At 70.8% G+C, this 12,727-nt stretch carries 13 protein-coding genes; 7 read left to right on the plus strand and 6 right to left on the minus strand.

All coding sequences use genetic code 11. The features are described from left to right. Positions 1-16: 16 nt before the first annotated feature. Entirely contained in the window at positions 17-571 is a 555-nt protein-coding gene (locus C667_RS14010; protein WP_004366449.1) for a gamma carbonic anhydrase family protein, read from the minus strand. 187 nt (positions 572-758) lie between these two features. Between C667_RS14010 and C667_RS14015 the strand changes: the two genes are divergently transcribed. The 4 genes from C667_RS14015 to C667_RS14030 all read left to right on the plus strand — a co-directional run bounded on the left by C667_RS14015 (position 759) and on the right by C667_RS14030 (position 4,073). After that, complete coding sequence (locus tag C667_RS14015; RefSeq protein WP_004366451.1) at positions 759-1,604, plus strand: 23S rRNA (adenine(2030)-N(6))-methyltransferase RlmJ; 846 nt, start codon at positions 759-761, stop codon at positions 1,602-1,604. After that, positions 1,601-2,005 carry a nucleotide pyrophosphohydrolase gene (locus C667_RS14020; RefSeq protein ID WP_004366453.1) on the plus strand — a complete coding sequence of 135 codons (405 nt, stop codon included), beginning with the start codon at positions 1,601-1,603 and terminating at the stop codon, positions 2,003-2,005. The genes C667_RS14015 and C667_RS14020 overlap by 4 nt, the downstream gene beginning before the upstream one ends. Before the next feature lie 96 nt (positions 2,006-2,101). Next, complete coding sequence (locus C667_RS14025; protein WP_004366455.1) at positions 2,102-3,682, plus strand: inorganic phosphate transporter; 1,581 nt, start codon at positions 2,102-2,104, stop codon at positions 3,680-3,682. Positions 3,683-3,713: 31 nt separating this feature from the next. Next, on the plus strand, positions 3,714-4,073 hold the full coding sequence (locus C667_RS14030; RefSeq protein ID WP_004366457.1) for a DUF3301 domain-containing protein: 360 nt from the start codon (positions 3,714-3,716) through the stop codon (positions 4,071-4,073). On the opposite strand, the gene folE is transcribed toward C667_RS14030, so the two are convergent. From folE to fabI, 3 genes are read right to left on the minus strand one after another with little or no spacing between them, the layout of a single operon-like run. Next, entirely contained in the window at positions 4,070-4,723 is a 654-nt protein-coding gene (folE, locus tag C667_RS14035; RefSeq protein ID WP_039921594.1) for a GTP cyclohydrolase I FolE, read from the minus strand. The two genes, C667_RS14030 and folE, sit on opposite strands and share 4 nt — an antisense overlap. 59 nt (positions 4,724-4,782) lie before the next feature. Next, positions 4,783-5,379: a hypothetical protein gene (locus tag C667_RS14040; RefSeq protein ID WP_004366461.1), complete on the minus strand. Its 597-nt coding sequence runs from the start codon at positions 5,377-5,379 to the stop codon at positions 4,783-4,785. A 14-nt stretch (positions 5,380-5,393) separates the two neighbouring features. Next, positions 5,394-6,173, minus strand: coding sequence for an enoyl-ACP reductase FabI (gene fabI / locus C667_RS14045; protein ID WP_004366462.1), 780 nt, complete (start codon positions 6,171-6,173; stop codon positions 5,394-5,396). 188 nt (positions 6,174-6,361) lie between these two features. On the opposite strand from fabI, the gene C667_RS14050 reads away from it, so the two are divergent. The 3 genes from C667_RS14050 to C667_RS14060 are packed head-to-tail and all read left to right on the plus strand — an operon-like array spanning position 6,362 to position 8,192. Beyond that, positions 6,362-6,871, plus strand: coding sequence for an HAD domain-containing protein (locus C667_RS14050; RefSeq protein WP_004366464.1), 510 nt, complete (start codon positions 6,362-6,364; stop codon positions 6,869-6,871). 14 nt (positions 6,872-6,885) lie between these two features. Continuing rightward, positions 6,886-7,656 (plus strand): hypothetical protein, encoded by a 771-nt coding sequence (locus tag C667_RS14055; protein ID WP_004366466.1) that lies wholly within the window; start codon positions 6,886-6,888, stop codon positions 7,654-7,656. Further along, entirely contained in the window at positions 7,656-8,192 is a 537-nt protein-coding gene (locus C667_RS14060; protein WP_004366468.1) for a YaeQ family protein, read from the plus strand. Before C667_RS14055 ends, C667_RS14060 begins: the two co-directional genes overlap by 1 nt. Positions 8,193-8,227: 35 nt before the next feature. Here the strand turns inward: C667_RS14060 and C667_RS14065 are convergent, their stop codons facing one another. Together C667_RS14065 and C667_RS14070 are read right to left on the minus strand one after the other, a co-directional pair. Beyond that, positions 8,228-9,112, minus strand: coding sequence for an alpha/beta fold hydrolase (locus C667_RS14065; RefSeq protein ID WP_004366470.1), 885 nt, complete (start codon positions 9,110-9,112; stop codon positions 8,228-8,230). A gap of 48 nt (positions 9,113-9,160) precedes the next feature. After that, positions 9,161-12,307, minus strand: coding sequence for an EAL domain-containing protein (locus C667_RS14070; RefSeq protein ID WP_039921597.1), 3,147 nt, complete (start codon positions 12,305-12,307; stop codon positions 9,161-9,163). Between the last annotated feature and the right edge of the window lie 420 nt (positions 12,308-12,727).

Here is a 12,727-nt window from a genome sequence, read left to right on the forward strand (position 1 = left end):
GCGAGGGTGGCGCGCATCACTGCCCCGGCTTCGCGATCACGCTGGAAGGTTCCAGCGCGCACAGGCGGTCGGCGTACAGGCGGGCGTTGTCCACGTAGTTGTGGGCATTGACCACCAGGTTTTCCACCTCGGTGTCGCTCAGGGTGCGGATCACCCGGCCGGGCGAGCCGACCACCAGGGCGCGGTCGGGGATGACCTTGCCCTCGGGGATCAGGGTGTTGGCGCCGATGATGCACTGCTTGCCGACCACCGCGTTGTTGAGGATCACCGCGTTGATGCCGATCAGGCTGCCGTCGCCGATCGTGCAGCCGTGCAGCATCGCCATGTGGCCCACGGTGACGTGCCTGCCGATGGTCAGCGGCACGCCATCGTCATTGTGCAGCACCGAGCCGTCCTGGATGTTGGTGTCGTCGCCGATCGTGATCGGGTCGTTGTCGCCACGCACCACGACGTTGTACCAGATGTTGACGTTGCGGCCCGCGGTGACGGATCCGATGACCGTCGCATTGTGGGCGATCCAGCTACCCTCGCCGAAGCTCGGCTTGCGGTCGCCCAGGGCGTAGATACTCATTGTCGTTCTCGCTGTCGATGTCTCGCGCCGAGGCTGCGCGGCGCAAGGGGGCAGGCATCATAACAAGCGCCTCGCGCCCTGCAAACAGCGCCCGTGCCGTGAATGTCGCTGATCCGGCGGGCTTTTCCCGATTTTGAGCGGTCTGCCGGCGGGTGATAGGATGCGCCCGCCCCTCAGGAAGCTCCCTATGCTCAGTTACCGCCACGCCTTTCACGCCGGCAACCACGCCGACGTCCTCAAGCACCTCGTCCTGCTCGAGCTGCTCGACTACTACGGCCGCAAGGACAAGCCGTGGTACTACATCGACACCCATGCGGGTGGCGGCTGCTATGCGCTCGACAGCGAGCAGGCGGGCAAGACCGCCGAGGCGGCGGACGGGATCGGACGGCTGTGGGGGCGCGAGGACCTGCCGCCGGCCGTGGCGAGCTATGTCGAGGCGGTGAGGCAGTTCAACCCCCAGGGCCGGCTGCTGTTCTACCCGGGGTCGCCGGCGCTGGCGATGACGCGTGCACGCGCCCACGACCGCCTGCGCCTGTTCGAGCTGCATCCGGCCGACTTCGAGTCACTGCAGCGCACCTTCACCAGCGAGCAGGAGCGCGTGCAGGTGCGCCGCGCCGACGGCTTCGCCGCGCTCAAGAGCCTGTTGCCACCGCCGTCGCGGCGTGCGGTGGTGCTGATCGATCCGCCCTACGAGGTCAAGGAAGACTACCGCCGCGTGGTGGACACGGTGCGCGACGCGATGCGGCGCTTTCCCACCGGCACCTACGTGGTCTGGTACCCGATGCTCGCCCGCACCGAGGCGCGCCAGCTTCCCGGCCGCCTTGCCCAGCTCGGCGCCGAGAGCTGGCTGGACGTGCGCCTGGCGGTGCGCGATGCGCCGCGCGACGGCCTCGGCATGTTCGGCAGCGGGCTCTACGTGATCAACCCGCCCTGGGTATTGCCGCAGCGCCTCGAGGCGGCGCTGCCCTGGCTGGTCGAGCGCCTCGGGATCGATGGCGGCGCGGGCTTCGACCTCGAGCACCACATCGAATGAGCCCGTCCGGCGACATCGCGGGTGCAGGCGCCGCGAGCGCGGCCGGCACCGCGCCCGACGCGCTCCACGAGCTGCGCGACGCGATGCGGCGCTTCGCCGCCGAGCGCGCGTGGGAGCCCTTCCACACGCCCAAGAACCTCGCGATGGCGCTCGCCGGGGAGGCGGGCGAGGTGATCGAGCACTTCCAGTGGCTCACCGCCGAGCAGTCGATGGCGCTGCCGCCCGCGACCCGCGAGGAGGTCGCCCTCGAGCTCGCCGACGTGCTGCTCTACCTGGTGCGCCTGGGCGACGTGCTCGGGATCGAGCTCGCCGATGCGGCGCGGCGCAAGATGGTGCTCAACGCGCAGCGCTACCCGGTCGAGCGCGCCCACGGCCGTGCGGACAAGCACGACCGCCTGTAAGGCCACGCCAGGCGGCTGGCGGAGGACATCATTCACGTTGGGCCGCAGCAAGATTTCTGAAACAATACGCGCTTTCCTGTAACACGGACTTTCATCGTGGATTTGCAGCACATCAGCGACATCGAGAGGGCGGCTCATCAGGGCCGGGGCGAGGTCTTCCGCCTCGGCATGGGTGTCCTCTTCATCGTCGGGGTCATGTTCTACTCGGCGCTCAGCGGCTCGGGCGAGGGCAACCTGACCCTGGTCATGGCGGCGATGATCGGCGGCTACATGGCGATGAACATCGGCGCCAACGACGTCGCCAACAACGTCGGCCCGGCGGTGGGCTCCAAGGCGCTGACCCTGGCGGGGGCGCTCGTCATCGCGGCGATCTTCGAGGCCGCCGGCGCGCTGATCGCCGGGGGCGAGGTCATCGGCACCATCCGCAACGGCATCATCGACCCCGACCTCATCAAGGACTCCGACACCTTCGTGTGGATCATGCTGGCGGCGCTACTCGCCGGCGCGCTGTGGCTGAACCTGGCAACCGCGGTCGGCGCGCCGGTGTCGACCACGCACTCGATCGTGGGCGCGGTGCTCGGCGCCGGCATGGCCGCCGCGGGCCCGGCCATCGTCGACTGGTCGACGATGGGCAACATCGCGGCGAGCTGGGTGATCTCGCCGGTGCTCGGGGGCATCTTCGCCGCCGCCTTCCTGTATCTGGTCAAGCGCAGCATCACCTACCAGGTGGACATGGCCGCGGCCGCACGCCGCACCGTCCCGCTGCTGGTCGGCCTGATGGCGTGGACCTTCGCCAGCTACCTGATCCTGAAGGGCCTCAACCGGGTCTGGAAGGTGGATTTCCTGTCCGCCATGGTGTACGGCGCCGTGGTCGGCGCGCTGGTGTTCGTCGTGGTGCGCAAGGTGCTGCACGGCAGCAGCGGCATCGTCGCCAACACCAAGGCGAGCGTGAATCGCCTCTTCACCGTGCCGCTGATCTTCGCCGCGGCGCTGCTCAGCTTCGCCCACGGCTCCAACGACGTCGCCAACGCGGTCGGCCCGCTCGCGGCGATCGTCGACGTGGTCAGCTCGGGGGGCGTGGTGCACAGGGACGCGACCATCCCCACCTGGGTCATGATGGTCGGCGCGATCGGCATCTCGCTCGGGCTGGCGCTGTTCGGTCCCAAGGTGATCCGCACGGTCGGCTCCGAGATCACCGAGCTCGACCAGATGCGTGCCTATTGCATTGCGATGGCGGCGACCCTGACCGTGATCGTCGCCAGCCAGCTCGGCCTGCCGGTGAGCTCCACCCACATCGCGGTGGGCGGAGTGTTCGGGGTGGGCTTCCTGCGCGAGTACCTCAAGAGCAACTACGACCGCATGGTGGGCGAGATCAAGGCCCACCACCCCGAGGGGGACCTCGCCGCGATCGAGGCCTTCATCGCGCGCTTCGAGAGGGCCTCCATCGAGGAGAAGGGGCAGATGCTGGCCGACCTCAAGGAGCGCTCGAAGAACGCGGACGACCCGGCGCACTTCTCCAAGGGCGAGCGCAAGGGCCTCAAGAAGGTCTATCGCCGCGAGCTGGTCAAGCGCTCGCAGCTGATGCGCATCGCCGCCGCCTGGGTCATCACCGTGCCGGCTTCGGCGCTGATGGCCGCGGTGCTGTTCTTCATGATCCGCGGGATGATGCTGCCCTGAGCGGCGCGAGCGTGATCGCGGAGGCCGTTGCATGAGCTTCGTCGAACTGCTCGGCTTCCTCGCGCTCGGCGCGATCGTGTGGTACTGGTTCGACAGCCTCAAGGCGCGCGAGATCGGCGTCGACGCCGCGCGCCGCGCCTGCGCGCGCGAGGGCGTGCAGTTCCTCGACGAGACCGTGGTGGGGCAGGGCCTGCGCCTGGCGCGCGACGACAACGGCCGCGTGGTGCTGCGCCGCGGCTACGCCTTCGAGTACTCGGTGGGTGGCGACGACCGCAACGCCGGCAGCGTCGTGCTGGAAGGTCGCGAGGTGGTGCTGGTGGACGTCTCCGCGCACCGGCTCGCGCGCCGCGCGGTGGTCATCGACCTGCACCCGCGCGACCCGTCGGCCTAGCGCCGGCGTTCCTCGATCGCGCGCAGGAACTCGTTGCGCGCCTGCTCCGAACGTTCGAACTCGCCGGCGAAGGCCTGGGTGATCACGCGCTCGTCGCCGCGGCGGTCCTCGCCGAGCAGCAGGCACAGCTGCTCGGCCTCGATCACGCAGGCTGCGCCCGCGGCGTGGCCGTGGCGCATCAGCGCGTCGGCGATGTCGCGCGTCATCCATTCCTGGTAGGTGAAGCGGTGACCGATCGCGTCCACCAGGCGCGCGATGCGCCCGAATCCGTGCAGGCGCCCGCCGGGCAGGTAGGCGACGTGGGCGACGCCGCGGAAGGGCACGAGGTGGTGCGGGCACACGCCATGCACCGCGATGCCGCGGATCACCACCATGTCGCGGCGCGCATCCTCGAAGCCGTCGCCGAGCACCTCGGCGGGGTCGAGCTCGTAGCCGCCGAGCAGCCGCCGCTGCCAGAGCTCGCGCACGCGCTGGGCGGTGCGTCCGGTGTGGGCGTTGTCGGGGGCGATGCCGCAGGCGCGCAGCAGGTCGCCGACGGCCTTCTCGAAGGCGGACGCGTCGAAGGCGCCGCTGCGCGGGATGCCGACGGCGCCGGGGCGGGGGGCGTGGGGGTGGTCGTGACCGCAGGGGTCGTGCGCGGGAGGGCTCATGGCGTCGTCCGGTGCGGTGCCCTGCGGCACCCGAACCGGCATGATACCCGCAAGCCCCTTCAGGCGATGAACACCGGGTCCGAGAACACCAGCGTGCCGTCGGCGCGCATCATCAGGTTGTTGGCGTTGAGGATGTCGGGCAGGACCTGGTATTCCTCGACGAAGTCGGACAGGGCGCGCAGGGCCTCCTGCAGGCTGTCGCCGATCTTGAGCGGGTCGACCGTGAGGTGGTACAGGGCGATCCGCCCCATGTCGGCGCCGAGCCGGTTCCACTGCGCGCACGCCGACCAGTAGTACTCGATCAGGCGGCGCGAGAGCTCGGCCGCGGTCGAGCCCTCGGCGAGCGGGTAGAGGCGTTCCATCTCGATGAGATGGAAGGGATAGCCCGACTGCGCCCGCCCGATCACGCCATGGTCGGCGTACACGATCGGGAAGTGCGGTCCGCGCGGGCGGTCGTCGGCGGTGTAGAGGAAGTAGTCGGCGGGGGAGCTCACGACCTTGTACACCCGCTCCCCGTCGCCCTTGTCGATCACGATCGAGTACTCGCCGCGGCCGATCTCGGGCTTGCCGTCGAGCAGCGCATGCGGGGGCACGGGGTCGGGCAGCAGGATGGACTGCCGTCCGAGCATCGCGCGTGCCGCCTCCAGGTCGATCATGATTCCTCCGCTGCCTACGCCATGATGTTATAGCCGGCGTCGACGAAATGCACTCCGCCGCTGATGAGGCGGCCGGCGTCCGAGACCAGGAAGGCGGTCAGCGCGCCGATGTCCTCGGGCGTCACCAGGGCGTGCATCGGCGAGCGCTCGACCGCGGCCGCCATGAGGCCGTCGAAGCCGGCGATGCCCGAGGCGGCGCGCGTCATCAGCGGGCCGGGGGAGACCGCATTGACGCGGATGCCCTTGGCGCCGAGCTCGGCCGCCATGTAGCGGGTGGCGGCTTCGAGCGCCGCCTTGCACAGGCCCATCACGCCGTAGTTGGGGATGACCTTCTCGGAGCCGAGATAGGTCATCGTCACCAGGGCGCCGCCACCGGCCTTCTCGAGCAGGGGCTCGGCCTTCTTGGCCAGGCGCACGAAGGAGTGGGTGGACACGTCCATGGCGAGCGCGAAGCCGTCGGCCGAGGTGTCGACCACGCGGCCGTGCAGGTCGTCGCGCTTGGCGAAGGCCATGCTGTGGATGGCGAAGTCGAGCTTGCCGTGGCGCGCCTCGATCGCGGCGAAGGTGGCGTCCATGGTCTCGGGGCGGGTGACGTCGAGCAGGAACACGTCCTCGACGCCGAGGCGGTGGATCACCGGCTCGATGAAGGCGCGCGTCTTCTCGTTCTGGTAGGTGATGATCAGCTTCGCGCCGGCCTGGGCGCAGGCCTCGGCGACGCCGGTGGAGATCGACTTCTCGTTGGCGATGCCGGTGATGAGTCCGACCTTGCCCTCGAGGTTGATGATGGGGGTCATGATGGATTCCTGTTTTCGGGTTGGTGTTGTTGCGGCGCAACAGCGGCAAGCATACGCCGGGCTGTGCGACGGAAATGTGATGTTTCGTGAAATCGGATACGCAGCGGTATCGGTGCCGGTACAGTATATTGCGCATTGCAACATCCACAAACCCGCCGGCAGCGGCCTTGTTCGCCGGAGCAGGAAACATGACACGAATCGCATATATCTTCATGGACTTCGATGGCGTCACCCATCCCTGGGGCGAGGTCGAGGATTTCCGTTGCCTCGGGCACATCGAGGCGGTGGTGAGGGAGTTCCCCGAAGCGCGCATCGTGATCGCCTCCGACTGGCGCATGCTGTTCTCGCTGCCCAAGCTGGTGGCCCGCTTCTCCGAGGACGTCCGCCCGCAGATCGCCGGCGCCACGCCGCACCTGTTGCCCAAGACCGGCGCCGAGCTGCACGGCCTGCGCGAGCGCGAGGCCATGGCCTGGCTGCGCCAGCACGGCGCCGACCCGACCGAGGCGGCGTGGTGCGCGATCGACGACGCGCCTGGCAACTGGCTGTCGCGCTCGCGCCTCGTGCTGACCGACTTCAAGCGCGGCTTCACCGCCGAGGATGCGGTCGCGCTGCGCCGCATGCTGCAGGGCTTCCGCGACGGCGTGCGCAACCAGGTCGGGCAGGTCGTGCATTCGCTGTGGGCGCGCGACAGCGCCTGAATCGGAGAGACGCCATGAACCCGGCCGAGCAGACCCTGCCGCCCGACCCGCTCGCGCTCCACGTCGACGCCGCGGCCCAGCGCCAGGCGGCGCGCCTGGCCGAGGAGAGCTTCGCGCGCGTGTTCCGCCTCAGCGTCGCCGAGGGCGACGCCGAGCGCCTGAAAGGCGTGGCGCAGCTGTGCACCGACCTCGCCGACTGGGCGGCGGCCGCCGCCGACCCCGAGGCGCGAGCCTTGCGCCTGGCCTTGCTGCTCGCCGGCATGGACCAGTGGGGGCTGGCGTGGAGCCGCGCCTTCGGCCTGGTGGCGATCCCGGCGCTCACGGAGCTCGTGGGCGCGCTGCGCACCGGTCTCGACGAGGCCGCCGAGGCGCGCTTCCTGCGCCACTTCGAGGGCATCGCCGCGGCCGAGGAGAACGCCATCGACTTCAAGGTCGAGCTGCGCCGCGGCCTGCACCTGGCGCTGTGGCACGCCTCGATCGCCACCGGGCACCGCGACGAGGCCCTGCGCCTCGCCGGCGAGCTCGGCAGCCAGCTGCTCGCGCTCGCCCGCAGCATGCCGGTGGCGGGCTGGCGGCTGGTGGCCGACGCGCTCGCCTTCATCCAGATCCGCTGCCTGGCCGAGGGCCTCGCTGCCGAGGGCGTGGCGCAGGAGGCCACCCAGGCCTTGTTCGGCGCGCTCGCGCGCGAGCTGCCGGCACCGCAGCGCGACCTCGTGATGGCGCACTCGGCGCGTGCGGTGATGGCCTGGCAGCAGGCCGGCCGCGCCTCGCAGCAGGTGCACTGATGGCGCTCAAGGCCACGGTCTTCAAGGCCGACATCCAGGTCGCCGACATGGATCGGCACCACTACGCCGACTATTCGCTCACCCTCGCGCGCCACCCCTCCGAGACCGACGAGCGCATGATGGTGCGCCTGCTCGCCTTCGCGCTCTTCGCCGATCCGGCGCTCGCCTTCGGCAAGGGCCTGTGCGCCGACGACGAGCCCGACCTGTGGCAGCGGGACCTCACCGGCGTGATCGAGCGCTGGATCGACGTCGGCCAGCCCGACGACAAGTGGGTGCGCAAGGCCTGCGGGCGCGCGTGCGAGGTCGTGCTGCTGGCCTACGGGCGGGCGCTCGAGGTGTGGTGGAACGGGGTGCGCGGCCGCCTTGAGCGCCACGGCAACCTGCGCGTCTTCGAGCTCGAACGCGAGGCCAGCGCCGAGCTCGGCCGCCTCGCCGAGCGCACCATGCGCCTGCAATTCACCATCCAGGACGGCCACGTGCTGGTGACCAACGGCCGCGACACCGTGTCGCTCGAGCCGCGCAAGCTCACCGCCTGACCCGCTCCGCGGACACGGCGCGCGCCCCGCGCGCGTCAGCGCGGGCGGTCGAGCAGGAAGGCCGCCACCCTCTCCGCGGTCGCCTGCGGGTACTCCAGCATGAAGCAGTGCCCGCCCTCCACCTGCACGCTTTCCACGTTGGCCTTGCCTGCCGCCCAGCGCGTGACCGAGTGGCGCGCGAAGGCGAAGGTGTCGCGCCCGTGCAGCGCGAGCACCGGCTGCTCGATGCGGGCGAGCGAGGACCACAGCCGGCGCGGGTAGGAGGCGAAGATCTCCGCCTCGCGCGTGGGGCGGCACTTGAGCTCCACGCCGCCGCCGGGCACGTCGCGCAGCGCGTGGTCGATGTAGGCCTGGAAGGAGTCCTCGCTCCAGCCGCGGAACACCCCGCGCCCGTGCAGCCCGGCGTGCGCCGCGGCGCGGTCCGGCCAGTGGTGGCGCCGCGTGCGCGCCTTGGCGGCGAGCTTGTTGCGCGAGGCCAGGCCGACCAGGTCCGAGAGCGCCATCATGCCGATCATGGCCGGGGTGAACAGCACCGGGTCGAGCAGCACGGCGCGGCTGAAGGTCTGCGGGTGGTGCGCCAGCATCAGGCAGGTGAGCACGCTGCCGAAGCTGTGGCCGGAGGCGTGCACCGGCACCGCGCCGAAGCGCGGCGCGTGCGCGAGCCAGGCCTCGGCGGCCATCTCGGCGGCGTGGTTCCAGCCCCGGAAGCGGCTGCCGTGGCCGCTGTCGCCGTGGCCCTGCACGTCCGACAGGAAGAGGTCGAAATGCTCGCTCAGGTGCCGGAGCATCGGCGCATAGGTGAGCGAGCTCAGCCCGTTTCCATGCAGGAAATGCAGTACCGGGCGACCGCTCGGCGGGCTGTGGTGGCCGCGCAGCGTGAAGCCGGCGGAGGTGTGGTGCGTCCAGCTTTGGAGCTTCATGATTCGGCGTATGCCGCCGCCGCGAGGGCGGCCGTGGCGGAGTTCGAGTTATGGGGCCGATCGGTTTGGCGCGCAGCGGGCGGGGCTCGCGCACGCCGCATCGTCGGCGCAGGGTGCGAGAGTCTGCCACGAAAACCAGCCGGGGATGTGCTCGACCGGCATCGGGCGGGCGATGCCGAAGCCCTGGCCGAGCCTGCAGCCGAGGCTGAGCAGGGCCGCGGCGTGGGCGGGCGTCTCCACGCCCTCGGCGATCACCTCGCGGCCGAAGGTGCGCGCGAGCTGCACGACGGCCCCGACGATCGCGCGCGCCTCGCCGTCCTCCAGCATGTCGAGCACGAAGCTGCGGTCGATCTTGAGGCGATCGAAGGGCAGCTGGCGGAAATGGCGCAGCGAGGCGTAGCCGGTACCGAAGTCGTCGAGCGCGATGCGCACGCCGAGGCGGTGGCAGGATTCGAGCACGTCCATCGCCAGCACCATGTCGTCGAGCGCGGTGGATTCCAGGATCTCGAGCTCCAGGCGCTCGGGCGGGATGTCGGGGTGGCGCTCGAGCGCGCTGCGCACGCTGGCGACGAAGCCTGCCTGCATCAGCGGGCGGGGGCCGATATTGACGCTGACGCCGATGTCCAGCCCGGCGGTGCGGCAGCGCTCGAGCGCGCCGAGCGCGTGGTCGATCACCCACTGGCCGAGCCGGGTCTCGAGCTCGGTGCCTTCGAGGTCGGGCAGGAAGTCGCCCGGCGGCATCAGGCCGTGCTCCGGATGCTGCCAGCGCAGCAAGGCCTCCATGCCGAGCGGGCGGCCGTCGGCCATGTCGACCTGGGGCTGGAAGTGCAGCACGAACTCGTGCCGGCGCAAGGCCAGGTCGAGGCGCTCGAGGCGTTCCTTGCGCACGCGCTGCTGCTCTTCGACGCTGGCGTCGAAGAACTGGATGCAGTTGCGTCCGCGCTGCTTGGCGCGGTACATCGCCTGGTCGGCGTGGCGCAGCAGGGTGTCGGGGTCGGCGTCGTCCTCGGGGAAGAGGGTGACGCCGATGCTCGCCGACACCGACACCTGGCGGGTGGCGAGCGCGATCGGCATGCGGATGGCGTCGAGCACGCGCTCGAGCACACGCTCGCCGTCGATGTCCTCGAGCAGCAGCACGAACTCGTCGCCGCCGACGCGGGCCACGGTGTCGCTCGCGCGCAGGATCGTGGCGAGCCGGTCGACGATGCCGACCAGCACCTGGTCGCCGGCCTCGTGGCCGAGCTGGTCGTTCACCGGCTTGAAGCCGTCGAGGTCGATCACGCAGACCGCGAGCGGCCGCCCGGTGCGGCGCGAGTGCGCGATCGCCTGGCGCAGGCGGTCGTCGAGCAGGCGGCGGTTGGGTGCGCCGGTGAGCGGGTCGAAGTAGGCGATGCGGTTGAGCTCTTCCTCGTGCTTCTTGAGCCGGCTGATGTCGGAGAACATCGCCAGATGGTGGATCACCCGCCCGCGCGCGTCGCGCACGCGGCTGATCGACAGCACCTCGGCGAACTCGCCGCCGTCCTTGCGCCGGTTCCACAGCTCGCCCTGCCAGTGGTCGTGCTCCTCGAGCGCCTGCCACATCGCGCGGTAGAACTCGCGCCCCTGGCGGCCGGAGGCGAGCATGCCGGGATCACGGCCCAGGCTCTCCTCGCGGCTGTAGCCGGTGATGCGGCAGAACGCGGGGTTGACGTCGACGATGCGGTTGTCGGCGTCGGTGATCAGGATGGCCTCGTAGCTCGACGAGAACACGCTCGCGGCCAGGCGCAGGCGCTCCTCGTTCTCCTTGCGGCGGTCGATGTCGACCTGTGCGCCGGTGAGCAGCAAGGCGCGCCCGTCGGCGTCGCGGCGCACGGCGAGGGCGCGGTCGTAGATCCAGATCCAGCGTCCGTCGCGGTGGCGAAGGCGCAGGTCGTGCTCGTAGAACGCGGTCTCGCCGCGGATGTGGCGCTCGAGCTCGAGTTCAGCTTCGGCGAGGTCCGCAGGGCGCACGCGCTCGCGCCAGCACGCGCGCCCGAGCCCGGTGCAGGCCTCGGGCGGGAGCCCCAGCATCGCCGCCCAGCGCACGTCCACCTTCCATTCGCCGGTCTCCAGGTTCCACTCCCAGCTGCCGGCCTGCGTGGCCTCGACCACGTTGCGCAGGTGGTGGCGGTCGAGCTCGATCTCCGCCGCCAGCCGGCGCGCTGCGGCGCTGGCCTGCGACAGGGCGAGGTTGCGATGCGCGAGGCGGGCCAGCAACAGGACGATCGCGATCGTCGCGAGGCCGAGCACGAAGAGCGTCTCGCGGTAGCGCACCCACACGTCGCTCCAGGTGAAGGCCGGGCTGGCGTCGAAGGGCGGCAGGCGCAGCTCGCGCAGCATTTCCTCGACACGGGCGTAGTCGGCCGGGATGGTGAAGCCGTGGATGCCGGCGGCCCGCGCGGCCGGGTCGCCGGCCTCAAGGCCGAGCGCGAGCGCCGCCACCTTGCGCATCAGCGCCGGGTCGGCCTGGCGCAGGGCGACCAGCGGCCACTCGGGGTACAGCCGGGTGGAACTGTGCAGGGGAAATCCGGGGTGCTGCACCCCGGAGAGGTCGCGGCCCTCGGCGGAGAGGGCCTCGAGCAGGCCGGTGCGAATGAAACCGGCGTCGACCCGCCCGTCGATCACCGCGTCGACCACGCTGTCCTGGGTGTGCTGAAGCGTGAACATGTGCAGCGAGCCGGGGTCGATGCCGGCGGCCTTGATCTCGAGCACCTGCGCCGGGTAGGTGGCGAGGAAGTTGGCGTGGGTGGTACCGACGCGTCTGCCGCGCAGGTCGGCGAGAGTGCTCAGGCGGGTGTCGTCGGCGCGCACCAGGATGACGCCGCCGAATTCGTTCAGGGCCTGGCCGCCGGCATCGGCGACCACGGTGGCGATGGCACCCGAGAGCGGATTGGATGCGCGCAGCTCGATGAAATGCACCGGGTTGGTCAGCAGCAGGTCGAGCGCCCCCGCGGCGAGGGCGCGCTGCAGCCCGGCATCGTCGAGCGCGTGCAGGCGTACCTCGACGCTGCCCAGGCGCGCGTTCAGGTAGTCGACGAAGGGCTTCCACGAGGCCTCGACGAGCGCCTTGGGGCGCGCCGAATAGACGCCGAAAACCAACTCCGTGCTGGCGTGCAGAGCTGCGCTGCCCAGGCTCAGGCCGATGAGCAGGACAGCGGTGCGGAGGAGTCGTCGCATCAGCACAGGCTGGCCATCGAGGCCGTTGGGCGATGCCCCCGCCGGGTCACCGGGCGCACGAGCGGGCGTGCGGGCGAGTCTGCGGGCGGGCGGAGAGCGTTACGACGCATCGACGGAAAAATGTGGGATAACTCCCCATTTTAGGGCTTCCGGGATGCCTGCGGCAGGCGATTCCGCGGTGTCGTGACGCAGTTCGCGCAGCCGCCGGGCTGCTGCGTACCCCGAGAGGCTGGGGCGGGCAGTCCGGCGGCCGGGCGTTCAGTCCTCGCGGCGGCGGAAGGGCTTGCCGCCACGCTCGCCCTGGCGCTTCACCGGCGCGGAGTGGCCGCCGGCCTTGCGATCGCTTGCCGGCGGGCGGCGCTCGTCGTGCGGGCGACGCTCGTCGTGGCCGCGGAAGCCGCCGCCCGGCTTGCCGTAGCC

The sequence above is a fragment of the Thauera phenylacetica B4P genome (assembly GCF_000310225.1).
Lineage (GTDB): Bacteria > Pseudomonadota > Gammaproteobacteria > Burkholderiales > Rhodocyclaceae > Thauera > Thauera phenylacetica.